The organism is Pseudomonas sp. B611 (genome assembly GCF_055407965.1).
In genome coordinates, this window is record NZ_JBUZST010000005.1 from 293,443 (window position 1) to 314,563 (window position 21,121).

Here is a 21,121-nt window from a genome sequence, read left to right on the forward strand (position 1 = left end):
GGGGGCTGACTGATGCTGCATAACTCCATTCTCGACGTCATCGGCCATACGCCGATTGTGCGCCTGGCGCAGTTTTCCGAAGACCTCGGCATCGAGGTCTACGCCAAGCTCGAATCCCTCAACCCCGGCGGCAGCCACAAGGCGCGCATCGCCCTGGGCATGATCCTCGACGCCGAGCGCCGTGGCGTGCTGATCCGTGACGCCGGGCAAACCATCATCGAGCCCAGCGGCGGCAACACCGGCATTGGCCTGGTGATGGCGGGCAACGTGCTGGGCTACAAAGTGGTGCTGGTGATCCCCGACAACTACAGCCCCGAAAAGCAAAAGCTGCTGCGCCTCTACGGCGCCAAGGTGGTGCTGTCGGACAGTCGCCTCGGTAACAATTCCCACGGCGAAAAGTGCCTGGAACTGCAACTGGAAAACCCCAGCTACGTGATGCTCAACCAGCAACGCAATGGCGCCAACCCGCAAACCCACCGCGACACCACCGCGCCGGAGATCCTGCGCGCCTTTGGTGAGCGGCGCGTGGACTACTTCGTCAGCGGCATCGGCACCGGTGGCCACATCACCGGCATCGGCGAAACCCTCAAAGCTGCCTGGCCGGCGATGCGCGTCATGGGTGTGGAGCCGGAAGAGTGCGACCTGCTGAAAAACCAGCACGCGCCGCACCATATCCAGGGCCTGTCGATCGGCCTGATCCCCAGCATCCTCAACCTGGATGTGCTGGACGGCATGCTCAAGGTGTCGCGCCAGGAGTGTATCGACATGATGAAACGCATCATGCGCACGGATGCCATCAGCCTGGGCCTGTCCTCGGCCGCCAACATGGTGGCCATTGCCAAGCTCGCACCGGAGCTGCCCACCGAAACAGTGGTACTGACCATGGTCTACGACAATGCCGACAGTTACCTGCCCAGTTTCGAATAAGCGGTTTCCCAACCATCCAGAATGCGGGGGTGCCTCCATGGGGGGCTTTATAGACATGCAACAGCTGCACGATGAGTTGCTCACCCACCTCATCAAGACCCTGACGCCGACGCAGATGAAGCAGCTGGAACCGCACCTGGCGCCATTGGTGCAGAACGCCGCCCAGGCCGTGGCCGAAGACTTGATCGCCTACGCCTACCGTGACCCGGCGTCGCGGGGCCGGGGTGAGCTGATCCTGGAGTCCTACGCCTCGTTCAAGGCGGTGCTGTTCTACCGCCTGGCACACCTGGTGTGGAACTTCCCCGACCAGGTCAACGGTGTGTTCTCGCGCATTGCCCTCAAGCTCAGCAACCAGGGCAAGATCCTCTCCGGTGCCGAGATCCACCCGGCAGCACGTATCGGCCGGCGCTTTGTGCTCGACCACGGCTACGGCACGGTGATCGGCGAAACCTGCGAGATCGGCAACGACTGCTACATCCTCTGCGGCGTGACCCTCGGTGCCCGTGGCATCGCCAACAACCCGGACGGCAAGCGCCACCCGCGCCTGGGCAACAATGTCGAAGTCGGCTCCGGCGCGCGCGTGCTGGGCTATGTGCTGATCGGCGACAACGTGTTCATCAGCCCGTCCTGCGTGATCACCCAGGACGTGCCCCCAGGCACCAAGGTCAAGGTGGTCAACCAGGTGCAGCTGCAAAAAAACGACGAGTCCGAACACAGCAATTACCTGGGTGCCTTCGCCCTCGACGAGCGTCTGCACGTGGTCGGCGAGATCAACGCCAACCACAAGGTCACGGTGCTGGACGCCGACTTTCACCCCTTGCAGGGCCTGATGCTGGAGCCGACGGTGAAAGAGCGTCACCACCTGCAATTTCGCCTGCACCGTATTGAAGCCGATAGCCACCTGCCGCGCCTGCCACTGAACCTGAAAGTCTGCGGCCCGGAGTTTGAGATCACCCTGCTTTCCCCACCCGGCTTGAGTGCAATGGTGCGTCACCTGTTGCAAACCAGCCCTTTGAACGTCGGAGGTTGAACATGTCCGTGCACACCATGGAAACCCTGGCGCTGTTCGACAGCGCGCCCTACCAGAATGCGTTCAGCGCTCGGGTCATCGCCGTCAGCGAACACGGCATCGCCCTGGAGCACACGCTGTTCTATCCCACGGGCGGCGGGCAGCCGGGCGACACCGGCCACTTCACCCTGGCCGACGGTACGCGGGTCGAGGTCGTCGGCACCGTGCGCGACCCGGTGCTGCGCTCGATCATCTGGCACCAGGTGGAACACTGTCCCGAACAATTGACCTCTGGCGTGCAGGTTGACGCCGGTCTCGATTGGGAAAGGCGCTACCAGCACATGAAGATGCACACCTGCCTGCACCTGTTGTGCTCGATCATCGACGCCCCCGTGACCGGTTGCAGCATCAGTGCCGACAAAGGTCGCCTGGATTTCGACCTGCCGGAAATGACCCTCGACAAGGACAGCATCACCCGCGACCTGAACGCGCTGATCGCCCAGGCCCACACGGTGAAGGCCCTGTCGATGCCCGCCTCGGAGTATTCGACCCTGCTGCAAATCACCCGCACCCAGGCGGTTGCGCCGCCGGTGGTGCAAGGCTCGGTGCGCATCATTGAAATTGCCGGGGTGGATATCCAGCCGTGCGGCGGCACCCATGTGATCAACACCGAGGAAATCGGCCGGGTGTTTTGCGAAAAGATCGAGAAGAAGAGCAAGCACAACCGCCGCGTCATCCTGCGTTTTGAATAACCCTCAAGCGGCAAGGGAGCCAATGCCCCAGGCGCTTTTCGTACAGCGAACTGACAGGAAATTTATCCGCTTGTAACATTCAGAAACGTATCATCCCACCAGCAGCCATCGTCCTGATGCGCTGCTACTTGGATCTCCGAGAAAGCGCGCCCGCCCGTTCTCGGAGGTTTTTCGTACAGAAGCCAAGCTCACCCAGCGCCGCCCCTGAACCTGAACGCAGCAGGAATGACTGCCTATGAATAAAGTGCTCCGTCACTACATACCAGCCTCCACATTGCGCTTGCTGCCCAATCGCTGGGACCTGGTCGCCCTGCCGCTGGTGATCGGCTTTCTGCTGTTTTTTTCCATCACCGCACGGGAAACCTGGGCGCCCATCGACACGTTGCAGAGCGAGGTCATCTCCCTCGACCCGGCCAACCTGCCGGAATACGCCATGCGCACCACCCTGCGCATGCTCGCGGCGATGGTGGCGGCGCTGGTGTTCACCTTCCTCTACGGCACCCTGGCGGCAAAAAGCCGACGCGCCGAAAAACTCCTGGTACCGGTGCTCGACATCCTGCAATCGGTGCCGGTGCTCGGTTACATCTCCTTTACGGTGACCTTCTTCCTGCTGCTGTTTCCCGGCCGTGTACTCGGCGCCGAGTTTGCGGCGATCTTTGCGATCTTCACCAGCCAGGCCTGGAACATGACGTTCAGCTTCTACCAGTCGCTGCGCATGCTGCCCCATGACCTGGTGGAAGTGTCCACCAACCTGCGGCTCTCCGGCTGGCAACGCTTCTGGAAGCTCGATGTGCCCTTTGCCATGCCCGGCCTGGTGTGGAACATGATGATGAGCATGTCCGGTGGCTGGTTTTTTGTGGTCGCCTCCGAAGCCATCACCGTCGGCGACAAGACCATCACCTTGCCCGGCGTGGGTTCGTACCTGGCCCTGGCCATCGCGCAGAAAGACCTGCATGCCGTGGGCTACGTGATCCTGGCGATGATCGCGGTGATCCTGATCTACGACCAGTTCCTGTTCCGCCCGTTGGTGGCCTGGGCCGACAAATTCCGCATGGAAACCACTGCCTCCCAGGGCGCCGCGCCGCAATCCTGGGTGTTGAACCTGATCCAGCGCACGCGCATGGTCCAGCGCATCCTGCGCCCCATCACCCGCACCATCAGCCGAATCGGCAATAAGCGTTTCAGCCTGGCCGGTGGTGCGCTCAAGGCGTTGCCAACAGAATCACCGGCAGCCTCCAAGGTGATCGACTGGGTGTGGGGCGCGTTGATTGCCGTGCTGACCACCTACGCGCTGTACCACATCGTGATGTACGTCGGCACCGAAGTGACCTTCGCCGAGGTCGGCCATGTGTTCGTGCTCGGCTTGATCACCCTGCTGCGGGTGACGGGCTTGATCCTGATTGCCTCGCTGATCTGGGTGCCGCTGGGGGTGATGATCGGCCTGCGCCCGCGCTTGGCGCAAAAGATCCAGCCCGTGGCGCAGTTCCTCGCGGCGTTCCCGGCGAACCTGTTGTTCCCGGTGTTTGTCATCGTGATACTGCACTACCACCTCAACCCGGACATCTGGCTCAGCCCACTGATCGTGCTCGGCACCCAGTGGTACATCCTGTTCAACGTGGTGGCCGGTGCCAGTGCGTTTCCCAATGACTACAAGGAGGCCGCCGCCAACTTTCGCATTCGCGGCTGGTTGTGGTGGCGCAAGGTGATGCTGCCGGGGATTTTCCCCTACTACGTCACCGGCGCGATTACCGCCTCGGGCGGTGCATGGAACGCCAGCATCGTCTCCGAATACGTGTCCTGGGGCCAGGACAACGTGGTCGCCCACGGCCTCGGCGCCTACATCGCGCAAACCACCGCTGCCGGCGATTTCCCGAAGATCGCCCTGGGCGTGGTGGTGATGTCGATCTTTGTGGTGGCCTTCAACCGCGCAGTCTGGCGCCCGATGTACGCCCTGGCGGAAAACAAACTGCGTCTGAATTGAGGGGGATTCACCCAGATGACTACCACTACCGAACACACCACCAACACCCCGCAAATCTATTCGCTGAAAGACGTGAACCGGGTGTTCGGCAAAGGCAAAGATGAGCTGCAAGTGCTCAGCGGCGTCGACCTGAGCCTGCACGAAGGCGAGATCGTCGGCATGCTCGGCCGCTCCGGCTCCGGCAAATCGACCCTGCTGCGCATCATTGCCGGGCTGATCCAGCCATCGTCGGGCGAGGTGCATTACCACGGCGTGCCGCTGACCGGCCCGGCCGAGGGCGTGGCCATGGTGTTCCAGACCTTCGCCCTGTTCCCCTGGCTGACGGTGCTGGAAAACGTCGAAGCGGGCCTGCAAGCCTTGCAGGTCGAACGTAAGGAAACCCGCCGGCGCGCCCTGGCCGCCATCGACCTGATCGGCCTGGACGGTTTTGAAAACGCCTACCCCCGCGAGTTGTCCGGTGGCATGCGCCAGCGCGTCGGGTTTGCCCGTGGCCTGGTGGTCAACCCGACCCTGCTGCTGATGGACGAACCCTTCTCCGCCCTCGACGTGCTCACCGCCGAAACCCTGCGCACCGACTTGCTGGACCTGTGGAGCGGCAAGCAACTGCCGATCAAGTCGATCCTGATCGTGACCCACAACATCGAAGAAGCGGTGCTGATGTGCGACCGCATCCTGGTGCTGTCCTCCAACCCCGGCCGTGTGGTCGCCGAGATCAAGGTGCCGTTTGCACACCCGCGCAACCGCCTGGACCCGGCCTTCCGGCAAATGGTCGATGACATCTACGCGCTGATGACCGACCGGCGCAGCGCCGATGCCAGCGCCGGCAAGCCCGAGTTGAAAATGAGCAGCCTGCTGCCGGAAGTCTCCACCAACCTGATGGCCGGCCTGATCGAAACCCTCGCCGCCGAGCCCTACAACGGCCACGCCGGTTTGCCCACCGTGGCCGAGCGGCGCCTGCTGGAAGTCGACGACCTGTTTCCCGTGGCGGAAATGCTGGAGCATCTGGGCTTCGCCGAACTCAAGGGCGCCGACATCACCCTCACCGACGCCGGCAAGTTGTTTGCCGACTATGGCACCCAGGAACGCAAGACGCTGTTCGCCGAGCACCTGATCCAGCACGTGCCGTTGGCTGCGCGCATTCACCAAGTGCTGCTCGAACGCAGCGGCCACCGCGCGCCACGGGTGCGTTTCGAGCAGGAGCTGGAAGACTCGATGACCGAGGCGTTCGTGGAAAAAACCCTGGAAAGCGTGGTGGCGTGGGGGCGGTATGCGGAGATTTTCTCCTACGACGACCACACTGAGACATTCAGCCTGGAAGACGTCGAAGGCAGCATGTAGTTAGCTGAGACTGGCGCTGCTCTAAATGTGGGAGCGGGCTTGCTCGCGAAGGCGGTGTTTCAGCCAGCACATGTAGCGACTGACACTCCGTCTTCGCGAGCAAGCCCGCTCCCACATTGGCCTCCATTCACTTCAGATCTCGGGCGGTTTTCAGATTACGAACAGGTCCATAAACCGATTGACGGGCGTGGCCTCAAGCTTCGCCTGATCCTTGCACAACGCAAAAATCTCCCCGCTGCGCTGCGCCGTAAAGCGCGTGGCCAGGTTGGCCTTGAACTTGTCTTCCAGCAACGGAATGCCCTCCACCCGACGGCGCCGATGCCCGATCGGGTATTCCACCGCCACTTGCTCAGTGCTGGAGCCGTCCGTGAAAAACACCTGCACCGCATTGGCAATGGAGCGCTTGTCCGCCTCCAGGTATTCACGGCTGTAGCGCGGGTCTTCGACGATGACCATCTTGTCGCGCAGCGCGTCGATGATCGGGTGCGCGGCGTGGAATTCATCCTCGTACTGCTCAGCCACCAGGTTGCCGAACGCCAGTGGCACGGCGGTCATATATTGCAGGCAGTGGTCGCGGTCAGCGGCGTTGGCCAGTTGGCCGACCTTGGAGATGATGCGGATCGCCGATTCATGGGTGGTGATCACGATGCGCTCGATTTCGTGCAGGCGATCCTTGACCAACGGGTGCAAGGTCACGGCGGCTTCGCAGGCGGTTTGCGCGTGGAATTCGGCGGGGAAACTGATCTTGAACAGCACGTTTTCCATCACGTAGGTGCCGTAGGGTTGGGACAGGCTGAACGCGCGCTTGTCCTCGGGCTTGAGGGCCAGGTCCTTGTTGGTGTGGCTGAACAGCACGTCGTAGAACCCCCATTGCGACGCACTCAAGACGCCGGGGATGCCCATTTCGCCACGCAAGGCGATGTCGGCCAGGCGCACGCCCCGACTCGAAGCATCCCCCGCCGCCCATGATTTGCGCGAGCCGGCATTCGGCGCATGGCGGTAGGTGCGCAGCGCTTGGCCATCGACAAAGGCATGGGACAAGGCGGCCAGCAGTTGCTCGCGGTTGGCGCCCATCAACTTGGCGGTCACGGCGGTGGAGGCGACTTTCACCAACAACACATGGTCAAGGCCGACACGGTTGAAGGAGTTTTCCAACGCAATCACGCCCTGGATTTCGTGGGCCATGATCATCGCGTCCAGCACCGCGCGCACGGTCAGCGGCGCGTCGCCGTTGGCCACGCGTTTTTGCGAGAGGTGGTCGGCCACGGCGAGGATGCCGCCGAGGTTATCCGAAGGGTGGCCCCATTCAGCGGCGAGCCAGGTGTCGTTGTAGTCGAGCCAGCGCACGATGCAGCCGATGTCCCAGGCGGCCTTGACCGGGTCGAGCCGGAACGAAGTGCCGGGCACCCGTGCGCCAAACGGTACCACCGTGCCTTCGACAATCGGCCCCAGGTGCTTGGTGCACTCCGGGAAACGCAGGGCCAGCAGGCCGCAACCCAGGGTGTCCATCAGGCAGTTGCGGGCCGTGTCCAGCGCGGCCGGGGAATCGATTCGGTAGTTGAGGACGTAGTCGGCGATGTCCTGCAAGACCTGGTCGTAGTCGGGGCGATTGTTCTGGTCGACGTTGGCGCTCATGGCAGTACTCCAAGAATGGGTTGGGGTTGGTCCTCGGGCTCACGGTTAATCGGGTTTTGGCCGGTCTGGTTGCCAGCCTTGGAATAGAGATCCCCCTGTGGGAGCGGGCTTGCTCGCGAAAGCGGTGTTTCAATCGATACATATTTCACTGACCCACCGCCTTCGCGAGCAAGCCCGCTCCCACAAAAGCCCGCTCCCACATTGGGTCGGGGCAAGTCGCTAAAAGGCGTCGCCGGGGATGCGCACAAAGCCCTCCATCAATACCCGCGCACTGCGGCTCATGATGGCCTTCTTCACCACCCACTCACCGTTGACCTCACTGGCTTCGGCGCCCACCCGCAACGTGCCGGACGGATGCCCGAAGCGCACGGCATTGCGCTCCACACCACCCGCTGCAAGGTTGACCAAGGTCCCGGAAATTGCCGCCGCCGTGCCAATCGCCACCGCCGCCGTGCCCATCATCGCGTGGTGCAGCTTGCCCATGGACAGCGCGCGCACCAGCAGATCCACATCAGCGGCCTTGATCGCCTTGCCGCTGGAGGCCACGTAGTCCGCAGGCTTGGCGACAAACGCGACTTTCGGTGTGTGCTGGCGCTGGGCGGCTTCGTCCAGGTGTTTGATCAGGCCCATACGCAGCGCGCCGTAGGCCCGCACGGTTTCGAACATCGCCAGGGCCTTGGGGTCGCTGTTGATCGCACCTTGCAGCTCGGTGCCGGTGTAGCCGAGGTCTTCGGCGTTGATAAAAATCGTCGGGATGCCGGCGTTGATCAGCGTCGCCTTGAAGGTGCCGACACCGGGTACTTCGAGGTCATCCACCAGGTTGCCGGTGGGAAACATCGAACCCCCACCGCCCTCTTCTTCTGCGGCCGGGTCCATGAATTCCAACTGCACTTCGGCGGCCGGGAAGGTCACGCCGTCCAGTTCGAAGTCACCGGTTTCCTGCACCGCACCGTCGGTGATCGGCACGTGGGCAATGATGGTCTTGCCGATATTGGCCTGCCACACGCGCACCACGGCCACCCCGTTGTGGGGGATGCGGGATGGATCGACCAGCCCCGCGCTGACGGCGAACGAACCCACCGCCGCCGACAGGTTGCCGCAGTTGCCGCTCCAATCCACAAACGGTTTGTCGATGGAGACTTGGCCGAACAGGTAGTCCACGTCGTGATCGGCGCGGGTGCTCTTGGCCAGGATTACCGTCTTGCTGGTGCTGGACGTGGCGCCGCCCATGCCGTCGATCTGCTTGTCGTAGGGATCGGGGCTGCCGATCACCCGCAGCAGCAGGGCATCCCGCGCGGCCCCCGGCACCTGCGCCGCAGCGGGCAGGTCGGTGAGGCTGAAAAACACGCCCTTGCTGGTGCCGCCACGCATGTAGGTGGCGGGGATCTTGATTTGCGCTACGTGTGCCATGGTTACCCCTCAGGCCGTCGCCGCCGATTCCAGGAAGTCCTGGGCAAAACGTTGCAACACGCCGCCCGCCTCGTAGATCGACACTTCTTCGGCGGTGTCCAGGCGGCAGGTCACCGGCACTTCGACACGTTCGCCATTCTTGCGGTTGATCACCAGGGTCAGCGTCGCCCGCGGGGTGCGCGCGCCGATCACGTCATAGGTTTCACTGCCGTCGATCTGCAAGGTGTTGCGGTCGGTGCCCGGCAGGAACTCCAGGGGCAACACGCCCATGCCCACCAGGTTGGTGCGGTGGATGCGCTCGAAACCTTCGGCGGCAATCGCTTCCACCCCGGCCAGGCGTACGCCCTTGGCCGCCCAGTCGCGGGACGAGCCCTGGCCGTAGTCGGCGCCGGCAATGATGATCAGCGGTTGCTTGCGTTCCATATAGGTTTCGATGGCTTCCCACATCCGCGTGACCTGGCCTTCAGGCTCGATCCGCGCCAGGGAACCCTGCTTGACCTTGCCGTTTTCCATCACCATTTCGTTGAACAGTTTCGGGTTGGCAAACGTAGCGCGCTGCGCGGTCAGGTGGTCGCCCCTGTGAGTCGCGTAGGAGTTGAAGTCCACTTCCGGCAAGCCCATTTTCGCCAGGTATTCGCCGGCGGCGCTGTCGAGCATGATCGCGTTGGACGGCGACAGGTGGTCCGTGGTGATGTTGTCCGGCAGCACCGCCAGCGGGCGCATGCCCTTGAGCGGACGCGCCCCGGCCAGCGCGCCTTCCCAGTAGGGTGGGCGGCGGATATAGGTGCTTTGCGGACGCCAGTCGTACAGCGGCGCGACTTTCGGGCCGGTGTCTTCGTGAATCGCGAACATCGGAATATAGACCTGGCGGAACTGCTCCGGCTTGACCGAGGCCTTGACCACCGCGTCGATTTCTTCGTCGCTCGGCCAGATATCTTGCAGGCGGATTTCCTTACCGTTGGCGTCGAGACCGAGCACGTCTTTTTCGATGTCGAAGCGGATGGTGCCGGCAATCGCATACGCCACCACCAACGGCGGCGACGCGAGGAAGGCCTGCTTGGCGTACGGGTGAATGCGCCCGTCGAAGTTGCGGTTGCCCGACAGCACGGCGGTGGCGTACAGGTCGCGGTCGATGATCTCTTGCTGGATCACCGGATCGAGCGCGCCGGACATGCCGTTGCAGGTGGTGCAGGCAAACGCCACCACGCCGAAACCGAGTTTCTCCAACTCATGGTCCAGACCGGCGTCTTCGAGGTACATCGCCACAGTTTTCGAACCCGGTGCCAACGACGATTTGACCCACGGCTTGCGCGCCAGCCCCAGCTTGTTCGCATTGCGTGCCAACAGGCCGGCGGCAATCACGTTGCGCGGGTTGCTGGTGTTGGTGCAACTGGTGATGGCTGCGATGATCACCGCGCCGTCGGGCATTTGCCCCGGCACGTCGTCCCACTGGCCACTGATGCCTTTGGCTGCCAAATCGCTGGTGGCCACGCGGGCGTGGGGGTTGCTCGGGCCAGCCATGTTGCGCACGACGCTAGACAGGTCAAACGTGAGGCCGCGCTCGTATTGCGCGCCCTTGAGGTCATCGGCCCATAGGCCGGTGTGGCGGGCGTATTGCTCGACCAGGGTGACCTGTTCGTCTTCACGGCCGGTGAGTTTCAGGTAGGCGATGGTTTGCTGGTCGATATAGAACATCGCCGCCGTCGCGCCGTATTCCGGGGCCATGTTGGAGATGGTTGCACGGTCGCCCAGGGTCAGCGCCGAGGCGCCTTCGCCGAAGAACTCCAGCCACGCGCCAACCACTTTCTGTTTACGCAGGAACTCGGTCAGCGCCAACACCATGTCGGTGGCGGTGATGCCCGGTTGCAGCTTGCCGGTCAGTTCCACGCCGACGCTTTCCGGCAGGCGCATCCACGAAGCGCGGCCGAGCATCACGCTCTCGGCTTCCAGGCCACCAACGCCAATGGCAATCACGCCCAGCGCATCCACGTGGGGCGTGTGGCTGTCGGTGCCGACGCAGGTATCCGGGAAGGCCACGCCCTCACGCACCTGGATCACCGGCGACATTTTTTCCAGGTTGATCTGGTGCATGATGCCGTTGCCCGGCGGGATCACATCGACGTTCTTGAACGCCTTTTTGGTCCACTCGATAAAGTGGAAACGGTCTTCGTTGCGGCGGTCTTCGATGGCGCGGTTCTTCTCGAAGGCGTCCGGGTCGAAACCACCGGCTTCGACGGCCAGGGAGTGGTCGACAATCAACTGGGTCGGCACCACCGGGTTGACCTGCGCCGGGTCGCCACCTTGCAGGGCGATGGCATCGCGCAGGCCGGCGAGGTCTACCAGGGCGGTCTGGCCAAGGATGTCATGGCACACCACGCGGGCCGGGAACCACGGGAAGTCGAGGTCACGCTTGCGCTCGATCAACTGGCTCAGGGACGCATTGAGGGTCGCCGGGTCGCAGCGACGCACGAGGTTCTCGGCGAGCACGCGGGAGGTGTACGGCAAGGTGGCGTAGGCGCCGGGGGTGATGGCCTCGACAGCCGCACGGGCGTCGAAGAAGTCCAGGCGGCTGCCGGGGAGCGGTTTGCGGTGTTCAGTGTTCATCGTCAGGACTCGGTCACGGTAGTTGCAAAAGGAAGACCTGTGCCTATCCAGAATTGAAATGCGATCCAAGTGTGGGAGCGGGCTTGCTCGCGAAAGCGGTGTGTCATTCAACACACCTGCGACTGAGACACCGCTTTCGCGAGCAAGCCCGCTCCCACATTTGATCCGGTTTCCAATTCAGGGTCGCCGGTCTTCTTACTCAGCGACGTTCGATTGCCACGAACTTGCGCTGCTCAACGCCGACGTACTCGGCGCTTGGACGGATGATGCGGTTGTTGGCGCGTTGCTCGAACACGTGTGCCGCCCAGCCGGTCAGGCGTGAGCAAACGAAGATCGGCGTGAACAATTTGGTCGGGATGCCCATGAAGTGGTACGCCGAGGCATGGTAGAAGTCGGCGTTGGGGAACAGTTTTTTCTGTTCCCACATGGTCTTGTCGATGGCTTCCGAAACCGGGAACAACACCTTGTCGCCCACTTCGTCCGCGAGCTTTTTCGCCCAGCCCTTGATCACTTCATTGCGCGGGTCGTTGTCTTTGTAGATCGCGTGGCCGAAGCCCATGATCTTGTCCTTGCGCGCCAGCATGCCGAGGGTGCCTTCGACTGCTTCTTCAGCGGACGAGAAGCGCTCGATCATTTCCATCGCCGCCTCGTTGGCACCGCCGTGCAGCGGGCCGCGCAGGGAGCCGATGGCGGCGGTGACGCAGGAGTACAAATCCGACAAGGTCGAGGCGCACACGCGGGCGGTGAACGTCGACGCGTTGAATTCGTGCTCGGCGTAGAGGATCAGCGACACGTTCATCACCTTGACGTGCAATTCGCTTGGCTTTTTACCGTGCAGCAGGTGCAGGAAGTGGCCGCCGATGCTTGGCTCGTCGGTCACGCAGTCGATGCGCTTGCCGTCGTGGCTGAAGCGGTACCAGTAGCACATGATCGCCGGGAACGCGGCGAGCAGGCGGTCGGTCACGTCGTGCTGGGCGCTGAAGTCTTTTTCCGGTTCGATATTGCCGAGGAACGAGCAGCCGGTGCGCATCACGTCCATCGGGTGGGCGTCGGCGGGGATGCGTTCCAGCACTTCCTTCAGGGCCTGGGGCAGGTCGCGCAGCTTGCTCAGCTTGGCGCTGTAGGCGGCCAGTTCGGTTTTGCTTGGCAGCTCGCCGTACAGCAGCAGGTAGGCGACTTCTTCGAACTGCGCATCGGCGGCCAGTTCACGCACGTCGTAGCCGCGATAGGTCAAGCCGGCACCGGCCTGGCCCACGGTGGACAGTGCGGTCTGCCCGGCCACCTGGCCACGCAGGCCGGCACCACTCAGTACTTTTGCTTCAGCCATGTCTGTTCTCCAATCTTGTATTTATAAGGAGGCGCGTTTGTTACTTCTTGGCAGCAAACAGCGCGTCGAGCTTCTGCTCGAAGGTGTGGTAGTCGATGCGATCGTAAAGCTCCATGCGGGTTTGCATGGTGTCGATCACGTTCTGTTGGGTGCCGTCGCGGCGGATCGCGGTGTAGACGTTTTCGGCGGCCTTGTTCATCGCACGGAACGCCGAGAGCGGGTACAGCACGATGGAAACATCGGCAGCTTTCAATTGTTCGGTGGTGTACAGCGGCGTGGCGCCGAACTCGGTGATGTTGGCCAGGATCGGCGCTTTCACCCGGGCGGCGAACAGCTTGTACATCTCCAACTCGGTGATGGCTTCGGGGAAGACCATGTCGGCGCCGGCTTCGATGCAGGCGGCGGCGCGCTCAAGGGCCGACTCCAGGCCTTCGACGGCCAGGGCGTCGGTGCGCGCCATGATTACGAAGCTGTCATCGGTGCGCGCATCCACGGCGGCCTTGATGCGGTCGACCATTTCCTGCTGGGACACGATTTCCTTGTTCGGACGATGGCCACAGCGCTTGGCGCCGACCTGGTCTTCGATGTGGATCGCGGCCGCGCCGAACTTGATCATCGACTTGACGGTGCGCGCGACGTTGAACGCCGAGGAACCGAAGCCGGTGTCCACGTCCACTAGCAGCGGCAGGTCGCAGACGTCGGTGATGCGGCGCACGTCGGTGAGCACGTCATCCAGGCCGGTGATGCCCAGGTCCGGCACGCCGAGGGACCCTGCCGCTACCCCGCCACCCGACAGGTAGATCGCCTTGAAGCCCGCGCGCTTGGCCAGCAGCGCATGGTTGGCGTTGATCGCGCCCACCACCTGCAAGGGATGTTCACTGGCGACGGCGTCACGAAAACGCTGGCCTGGGGTGCTCTTATTATTGGAACTCATCATTCACCTCGTGATTGGGCTGCGCCGTCGGGGAAGTGACGGGCGATGTTGCGTTTGGATGCGCCGATGTGGCGGCGCATCAACAGTTCGGCCAGTTCACCGTCGCGATCGGCAATCGCGTCCAGAATGCGGTGGTGCTCGGCAAAGGCCTGGCGTGGACGATTGGGGGTGGCGGAGAACTGGATGCGGTACATGCGCACCAACTGATACAGCTCGCCGCAGAGCATTTGCGTGAGGGTGCGGTTGCCGGCGCCCTGGATGATCCGGTAGTGAAAGTCGAAATCGCCTTCTTGCTGGTAATAGCCGACGCCGGCCTGGAACGCTTCGTCGCGCTCATGGGTGTGCAGCACCTGGCGCAGTTCTTCGATCTCGGCGTCGGTCATGCGCTCGGCGGCCAGGCGGCAGGCCATGCCTTCGAGGGACTCGCGGATTTCATAGAGTTCGATCAGCTCGGCGTGGCTCAACGACACCACCCGCGCGCCAACGTGCGGCACGCGCACCAGCAGGCGCTGGCCTTCCAGGCGGTGGATCGCCTCGCGCAGCGGGCCACGGCTGATGCCGTAGGTGCGCGCCAGTTCCGGCTCGGAGATCTTGCTGCCGGGGGCGATCTCGCCCTTGACGATGGCGGCCTGGATACGGCGGAAGACGTTCTCGGACATGGTCTGGGACTCGTCCGTTGTCGCCACCGCGGCTTCCGCTTGATCCAGCATATTGTCGACACCTTTTAAAAGCAATGTGGCAAAAACTAGCCAATCAGCCCTGGATAGTCAAAGAATAAATGCACATTGTCGACAATCGTCTAATAACCACTTCCGCACCCCAACGGGGCATGGCCGCCTGCCAGCGCTGGCGCCAAAAAAGCATCATGTTAGAATGCCCGCCGCTTTTGCCTGACATCACCTGATGAAACGGCGCACGAGGGAGTTTGCGCAGTAATGCCAGTCGCCTTGAACTCAACATCGCACTGCACCGCCTCGGGATTTATGACACTCAAGCCCTTCCTTCTATTGATCAGCCTGCTGCTCGTACCGAGCCTTGGCGTTACCGCCGAGAAGACCGTGTATGGCCTCAACGAATACGCCAAGTTGGCGGGTATCGACCTTGAAGTCGCCGCCAAACTCGACACCGGTGCCAAGACCGCCTCCCTCAGCGCCCGCGATATCAAGCGTTTCAAGCGCAACGGCGAATCCTGGGTGCGCTTCTACCTGGCCATCGACACCGCCCATTCCCATCCCATCGAACTGCCCCTGGCCCGCGTCAGCAAGATCAAGCGCCGCGCCGGTGACTACGATCCCGATGAAGGCAAGAACTACACCGCTCGTCCGGTGATTGCCCTCGATGTGTGCATGGGCACTGCTTTACGCAGCATCGAAGTGAACTTGACTGACCGCAGCACCTTCCAATACCCGCTGCTGATCGGCTCCGAAGCGCTGAAACGCTTTGATGCGCTGGTCGACCCTAGTCTTAAATACGCAGCAGGCAAACCCGCCTGCGCCACCGACGCTCATACCGCCGAGTAAACCGAATGCGCTCTCTGACCCTGCACCTGAAAATCCTGATCACCATCCTGGTGGTGCTGGGTATTTCGGTCACCGCCTACCAGATCTTCGTGCTGGGGATCCCCGTCACCGAGGACGCCACCGACGACTTGTGGAACATCGACGCCAAGGTCGAGTTCGTCGCCAACCCGAAAGACCCAGTGAAGATCCAGATGTTCGTGCCGCCGCTGAGCCGCGACTTTGTGAGCCTCAACGAGAGTTTTATCTCGAACAACTACGGGGTCAGCGTCAACCGCATCGACGGCAACCGCAAAGTCACCTGGTCGGCACGCCGCGCCAAGGGCAACCAGACCCTGTACTACCGCCTGGTGCTGACCAAGCGTTACAGCGGTGAAAAGGTCAAGGTCAAGGGCCCGACCTTCCGCGACAGCATCGCCGTGGAAGGCCCCGAGAAAATCGCCGCCGAAGCCCTGCTGGCGCCGATCCGCCAACACTCGGCCGACGTAGAGACCTTTATTACCGAAGCGATCAAGCGCACCAACAACCTCAACGACGACAACGTGAAGCTGCTGCTGGCGGGCGACCCGTCGACGCCGCACAAGGCCAAGATTGTCGAGTTGCTGCTGTCCATCGCCCATGTGCCGGTGGAAAAAGTCCACACCATCCGCCTTGTCGCCGACCAACCACAAACCCCGGAACTGTGGTTGCGCAGCTTCAATGGCAATGACTGGCTGTACTTCAACCCGGAAACCGGCGAACAAGGCCTGCCCGCCGACCGCCTGCTGTGGTGGACCGGCGATGAAAACCTGATCACGGTGGATGGCGGCAAAAAAGCCATGGTGACCTTCAGCCTGAACAACAGCGAGATGAACGCGATTCGCCTGGCCAAGCTGACCGACGAGAACACCGACGCCAATTTCCTCGAATACTCGCTGTACGGCTTGCCGCTGCAAACCCAGCAGACCTTCATGATCATGGTGATGATCCCGATTGGCGTGCTGGTGATCCTGATCCTGCGCAACTTGATCGGCCTGCAAACCCTGGGCACGTTTACCCCGGTGCTGATCGCCCTGGCGTTCCGCGAGACGCAGCTGGGCTTCGGGATTGTGCTGTTTACGATTATCACGGCGCTGGGGCTTTCGTTGCGCTCCTACCTGGAACACTTGAAGTTGCAGATGCTGCCGAGGCTGTCGGTGGTGCTGACGTTTGTGGTGGTGTTGATTGCGGCTATCAGCCTGTTCAGCCACAAGCTCGGCCTGGAGCGTGGCTTGTCGGTGGCGCTGTTCCCGATGGTGATTTTGACCATGACCATCGAACGCCTGTCGATCACCTGGGAAGAACGCGGCGCCAACCATGCGCTGAAAGTGGCGATTGGTACGCTGTTCGCTGCGTCCCTGGCGCACCTGATCATGAGCGTGCCGGAACTGGTGTACTTCGTGTTTACCTTCCCGGCGATCCTGTTGATCCTGGTGGGTTTCATGCTGGCCATGGGTCGTTATCGCGGTTATCGCCTGACCGAGCTGGTGCGTTTCAAGGCATTCTTGAAGGCTGACAAGTAATGTTCGGTTTCTGGAAGACCTGGAAGGCCCTGGAAGCACGGGGAATCATGGGCATCAACCGGCGTAACGCCGACTACGTGCTCAAGTACAACAAGCGCAGCCTGTACCCGATCGTGGATGACAAGATCATCACCAAGGAACGGGCCATCGCGGCCGGCATCCACGTGCCGGAAATGTACGGGGTGATCTCCACCGAGAAGGAAATCGACAAGCTCGACGAAATCATCGGCGGGCGCAGCGACTTTGTGATCAAGCCCGCCCAGGGCGCCGGCGGTGACGGCATCCTGGTGGTGGCGGACCGCTTCGAGGGGCGCTATCGCACGGTGTCGGGCAAGATCATCAGCCACGAGGAGATCGAGCATCAGATCTCCAGCATCCTCACTGGCCTGTATTCCCTGGGCGGCCACCGTGACCGCGCGCTGATCGAATACCGCGTGGTGCCCGACCAGATCTTCAAGAGCATCAGCTACGAAGGCGTGCCGGATATCCGCATCATCGTGCTGATGGGCTACCCGGTGATGGCCATGTTGCGCTTGCCGACACGTCAGTCCGGCGGCAAGGCCAACCTGCACCAGGGCGCCATCGGCGTGGGTGTGGACCTGGCCACCGGCCTGACCCTGCGGGGCACCTGGCTGAACAACATCATCACCAAACACCCCGACACCACCAACGCGGTGGATGGCGTGCAACTGCCCAACTGGGACGGTTTCATGAAGCTCGCGGCCGGTTGCTATGAGTTGTGCGGGCTGGGTTATATTGGCGTGGACATGGTGCTCGACCAGGAAAAAGGCCCGCTGATCCTGGAGCTGAATGCGCGGCCGGGGCTGAATATCCAGATCGCCAACGACTGCGGCCTGACCTTGCGCACCCATGCGGTGGAAGCGCGCCTGGAAGAGTTGAAGGCCGCTGGCGTGACGGAAACGCCAGAAGAACGGGTGAAGTTTGTGCAGGAAATGTTTGGGCATATTCCGCCGGTTGAAGGCTGAACACCAATCAAATGTGGGAGCGGGCTTGCTCGCGAATGCGGTGGATCAGTTGAAATATCTGTGACTGACACACCGCATTCGCGAGCAAGCCCGCTCCCACATTTGAACCGCGCTCTAGGACCAAATTCTTCGGGGAGCTACAATCCCCTCCCCCACGCCAACGGCTGATCCATCCCGCGCATGCCAACCTGCTCCGTACACCCGCTGCCCTACCGGGCCAACCCCGCCGAGTACTTCACGGCGATTCGCCATGCCCCCGGCGCGGTGCTGCTGGACAGCGGCCGCCCGGCTGCCGAACGTGGGCGTTATGATCTGCTCAGCGCCTGGCCTCAGGCCACGCTGACGGTTTCGCCTGACGAAAGCGGCAGTGATTTCCTGCAACGCTTGCGGGAAAACCTCACGCAACTAGGTGAAGCGGCGTTGCCAGCCGGTTATGTATTGCCGTTTGCGGGCGGTTTGATCGGCTACCTGAGCTACGATTTTGGCCGCCACCTGGAACAGATGCCGCACCTGGCGACGGACGACCTGCACCTGCCAGACGCACGTTTCGGGCTGTATGCCTGGGCACTGATCAGCGATCACCAGACGCAGACCAGCCAGCTAGTGTTTCATCCAACGCTGGCCGACAGCGAGCGGCAACGCTTGATTGCGCTGTTCAGCACCGGCATGACCAGCACACCCGAAACCTTCAAACTCCAAGGCCCCATGGCCCCGGACCTCAGCGCCGAGGCCTACCGCCAGGCCATCGTGCGCATCCAGGACTACATCCAGGCCGGCGACTGCTACCAGGTCAACTTTGCCCAACGTTTTCGCGCGCCGTGCAGCGGTGATCCGTGGGTCGCTTACTGCGCCCTGCGCGCAGCCTGTCCTACGCCCTTCTCCGGGTTCCAGAGCCTGCCCGATGAGGGCGCCGTGCTGAGCCTGTCACCGGAGCGCTTCGTGCACATCAGCGAACGCCGCGTCGAAACCCGCCCGATCAAAGGCACCCGCCCCCGTGGCCTGACGCCAGAAGAAGACGCCGCCAACGCCGCCGAACTGCTGGCCAGCCCCAAGGACCGCGCGGAAAACCTGATGATCGTCGACCTGCTGCGCAACGACCTCGGCCGCACCTGCCGCACCGGCTCGGTCAGCGTGCCAGAGCTGTTCAGCCTGGAAAGCTACCCCAACGTGCACCACTTGGTGAGCAGCGTTGTCGGTGAACTGGCGGATGACAAAGACGCCCTCGACCTGATCGCCGGCAGCTTCCCCGGCGGCTCCATCACCGGCGCGCCGAAGATCCGTGCGATGCAGATCATCGACGAGCTTGAGCCGACACGGCGCGGGTTGTACTGCGGTTCGTTGGTGTACCTGGATGTGCGTGGCGAGATGGACAGCTCCATCGCCATCCGCAGCTTGCTGGTCAAGGACGGGCAAGTGTGCTGCTGGGGCGGCGGCGGGATTGTCGCGGACTCGGAGTGGGAGGCGGAGTACCAGGAGTCGCTGACGAAGGTGCGGGTGTTGTTACAAACTTTGGAAAGCCTGTAGCGCCCAGCCTGTCCAGGCTCTCAAACGTAACGCCGCGCAGCAGGAAAAGATCTGAATCAGAACGACCGTGGACGGAGCATGAACTGGAAGATAGCGTCCAGTTCCGACCGTCCACCAGCCGTTTGTGAGGGATCACATGAAGCGTCTGCTTACTCGTCAGAAATTATTTCCGAGATTGCATCTCTACCTGACCACACCTATTATCTCCCAAATTGGGAGGTCACAGCGATGCGGATAATCGCGCTGTCTACCTTGCGGATATTCTGGGAAAGCCACCCAGCTTATGCCGACGCTAAAACGCCACTCGTCGAACTGTATCGCCATATGGAAAAGACCGCTTACCCGACACCACAAGCGCTCAAGGCAGAGCTTAGGACGGCAAGCATTCTCAAAGGCGGCAGGGTTGTATTCAACGTAGGTGGCAACAAATATCGAGTGATCATGGCGATCGATTACCTGCGACAGCTTGGGCTCATACGTTTCGTGGGGACTCACACGCAGTACGATCAGATCAATGCGGAGACCGTGTGATGAACATCAAACCCATACATACCCAGGAAGATCTGACCGCAGCACTCGCGCGCGTGGAGCAGATCTGGGGAGCAGCCATTGGCTCGCCTGAGGGAGACGAGCTGGAAATCCTCGCCATCCTTATCGAGAAGTACGAAGCAGAACACTATCCAATGCCCCCTTCCGATCCGGTGGAAGCCATCAAGTTTCGGATGGAGCAACTGGGCATGACCGCCCGCGACCTGGAACCGTTTATTGGCACCAGTGGGCGCGTGTCAGAAGTGCTGAACCACAAGCGCAAGTTGAGCTTGTCGATGATCAAGCGCCTGCATGAGGGCTTGCAGATTCCTTATGAGCGCTTGTTGGCGGGGGTTTAGCAGGCAGGTTTGCAGTGACTGGGCTGGCCTCTTCGCGGGCAAGCCCGCTCCCACATTTTGATGGGTGAACCCATTCAAGTGTGGGAGCTGGCTTGCCTGCGAAAAGGCCATCAGCCGCGCTGAAAGCCTTACAGGCTCAAGGACCGATTCGACGCCTTGATAAATTCCTGCTTCAAATCCTCAAACGTATGCACCGCCGGGAATTGCGGGAACTCACGGATCACATTCTCCGGCGCATGGAACAGAATCCCACGGTCGGCCTCGCCCAGCATGGTGGTGTCATTGTAGGAATCACCCGCCGCGATCACGCGGTAGTACAGGCTCTTGAAGGCCAATACCGACTGGCGCTTGGGATCTTTCTGGCGCAGCTGGTAGCTCACCACGCGGTCGGTTTCGTCAGTGATGAGGCGGTGGCACAACAGGGTCGGGAAACCCAACTGGCGCATCAGCGGCTGGGAGAATTCGTAGAAAGTGTCTGACAGGATCACCACCTGGAAGCGCTCGCGCAGCCAGTTGACGAACTCGATGGCACCGTCCAGCGGCTTGAGGGTGGCGATCACTTCCTGGATATCGGCGAGCTTGAGCCCGTGCTCATCGAGGATGCGCAGGCGTTGCTTCATCAGCACGTCGTAGTCGGGAATGTCGCGGGTGGTGGCCCGCAGGGATTCAATACCGGTTTTTTCAGCGAAGGCGATCCAGATTTCCGGGACCAGTACCCCTTCCAGGTCGAGACAGGCAATTTCCACAAG

Annotated in this window: 18 protein-coding genes; 11 read left to right on the top strand and 7 right to left on the bottom strand. The window is 62.0% G+C overall.

The features are described from left to right. Positions 1-12 precede the first annotated feature (12 nt). From ACZRMO_RS14055 to ACZRMO_RS14075, 5 genes are all read left to right on the top strand, one after another. The gene (locus ACZRMO_RS14055; RefSeq protein ID WP_463973243.1) at positions 13-927 is read left to right on the top strand and encodes a PLP-dependent cysteine synthase family protein; all 915 of its coding nucleotides are present in this window, start codon (positions 13-15) and stop codon (positions 925-927) included. 37 nt (positions 928-964) lie between these two features. After that, positions 965-1,957, top strand: a complete 993-nt coding sequence (locus ACZRMO_RS14060) for a serine O-acetyltransferase (RefSeq protein ID WP_124526659.1) — start codon at positions 965-967, stop codon at positions 1,955-1,957. A gap of 2 nt (positions 1,958-1,959) precedes the next feature. Continuing rightward, complete coding sequence (locus ACZRMO_RS14065; protein WP_124526660.1) at positions 1,960-2,688, top strand: alanyl-tRNA editing protein; 729 nt, start codon at positions 1,960-1,962, stop codon at positions 2,686-2,688. A gap of 235 nt (positions 2,689-2,923) precedes the next feature. After that, positions 2,924-4,669: an ABC transporter permease gene (locus tag ACZRMO_RS14070; protein ID WP_463973244.1), complete on the top strand. Its 1,746-nt coding sequence runs from the start codon at positions 2,924-2,926 to the stop codon at positions 4,667-4,669. A 15-nt stretch (positions 4,670-4,684) separates the two neighbouring features. Next, the gene (locus ACZRMO_RS14075) at positions 4,685-6,007 is read left to right on the top strand and encodes an ABC transporter ATP-binding protein (protein ID WP_463973245.1); all 1,323 of its coding nucleotides are present in this window, start codon (positions 4,685-4,687) and stop codon (positions 6,005-6,007) included. Between the two features lie 150 nt (positions 6,008-6,157). On the opposite strand, the gene prpD is transcribed toward ACZRMO_RS14075, so the two are convergent. The 6 genes from prpD to ACZRMO_RS14105 form a co-directional block, all read right to left on the bottom strand. Continuing rightward, positions 6,158-7,642, bottom strand: coding sequence for a 2-methylcitrate dehydratase (gene prpD / locus ACZRMO_RS14080; protein WP_463973246.1), 1,485 nt, complete (start codon positions 7,640-7,642; stop codon positions 6,158-6,160). Positions 7,643-7,861: 219 nt separating this feature from the next. Then, the gene (prpF, locus tag ACZRMO_RS14085; protein WP_463973247.1) at positions 7,862-9,052 is read right to left on the bottom strand and encodes a 2-methylaconitate cis-trans isomerase PrpF; all 1,191 of its coding nucleotides are present in this window, start codon (positions 9,050-9,052) and stop codon (positions 7,862-7,864) included. A gap of 9 nt (positions 9,053-9,061) precedes the next feature. After that, positions 9,062-11,656, bottom strand: a complete 2,595-nt coding sequence (gene acnD / locus ACZRMO_RS14090) for a Fe/S-dependent 2-methylisocitrate dehydratase AcnD (RefSeq protein WP_463973248.1) — start codon at positions 11,654-11,656, stop codon at positions 9,062-9,064. A 199-nt stretch (positions 11,657-11,855) separates the two neighbouring features. Further along, positions 11,856-12,983 (bottom strand): bifunctional 2-methylcitrate synthase/citrate synthase, encoded by a 1,128-nt coding sequence (gene prpC / locus ACZRMO_RS14095; protein WP_463973249.1) that lies wholly within the window; start codon positions 12,981-12,983, stop codon positions 11,856-11,858. Positions 12,984-13,023: 40 nt separating this feature from the next. Continuing rightward, a complete protein-coding gene (gene prpB, locus ACZRMO_RS14100; protein ID WP_017739215.1) occupies positions 13,024-13,917 on the bottom strand; it encodes a methylisocitrate lyase in 894 nt (297 codons plus the stop codon). Continuing rightward, positions 13,917-14,627 (bottom strand): GntR family transcriptional regulator, encoded by a 711-nt coding sequence (locus ACZRMO_RS14105; protein ID WP_207045930.1) that lies wholly within the window; start codon positions 14,625-14,627, stop codon positions 13,917-13,919. Before ACZRMO_RS14105 ends, prpB begins: the two co-directional genes overlap by 1 nt. A 273-nt stretch (positions 14,628-14,900) precedes the next feature. Between ACZRMO_RS14105 and rloA the strand changes: the two genes are divergently transcribed. The 6 genes from rloA (at position 14,901) to ACZRMO_RS14135 (ending at position 20,372) form a co-directional block, all read left to right on the top strand. After that, positions 14,901-15,437 (top strand): retropepsin-like aspartic peptidase RloA, encoded by a 537-nt coding sequence (gene rloA / locus ACZRMO_RS14110; protein WP_463973323.1) that lies wholly within the window; start codon positions 14,901-14,903, stop codon positions 15,435-15,437. A 5-nt stretch (positions 15,438-15,442) separates the two neighbouring features. Further along, positions 15,443-16,975, top strand: a complete 1,533-nt coding sequence (gene rloB / locus ACZRMO_RS14115; RefSeq protein ID WP_124526668.1) for an osmotic stress tolerance membrane protein RloB — start codon at positions 15,443-15,445, stop codon at positions 16,973-16,975. Beyond that, positions 16,975-17,961, top strand: coding sequence for an alpha-L-glutamate ligase-like protein (locus ACZRMO_RS14120; RefSeq protein ID WP_027603666.1), 987 nt, complete (start codon positions 16,975-16,977; stop codon positions 17,959-17,961). The genes rloB and ACZRMO_RS14120 overlap by 1 nt, the downstream gene beginning before the upstream one ends. Positions 17,962-18,141: 180 nt before the next feature. Beyond that, positions 18,142-19,485 carry an aminodeoxychorismate synthase component I gene (gene pabB, locus ACZRMO_RS14125; RefSeq protein ID WP_463973250.1) on the top strand — a complete coding sequence of 448 codons (1,344 nt, stop codon included), beginning with the start codon at positions 18,142-18,144 and terminating at the stop codon, positions 19,483-19,485. A 228-nt stretch (positions 19,486-19,713) separates the two neighbouring features. Next, positions 19,714-20,016, top strand: coding sequence for a type II toxin-antitoxin system HigB family toxin (locus tag ACZRMO_RS14130; protein WP_463973324.1), 303 nt, complete (start codon positions 19,714-19,716; stop codon positions 20,014-20,016). Beyond that, the gene (locus tag ACZRMO_RS14135; RefSeq protein WP_463973251.1) at positions 20,016-20,372 is read left to right on the top strand and encodes a helix-turn-helix domain-containing protein; all 357 of its coding nucleotides are present in this window, start codon (positions 20,016-20,018) and stop codon (positions 20,370-20,372) included. The genes ACZRMO_RS14130 and ACZRMO_RS14135 overlap by 1 nt, the downstream gene beginning before the upstream one ends. 128 nt (positions 20,373-20,500) lie before the next feature. On the opposite strand, the gene thrH is transcribed toward ACZRMO_RS14135, so the two are convergent. Then, entirely contained in the window at positions 20,501-21,118 is a 618-nt protein-coding gene (thrH, locus tag ACZRMO_RS14140; RefSeq protein WP_463973252.1) for a bifunctional phosphoserine phosphatase/homoserine phosphotransferase ThrH, read from the bottom strand. Between the last annotated feature and the right edge of the window lie 3 nt (positions 21,119-21,121).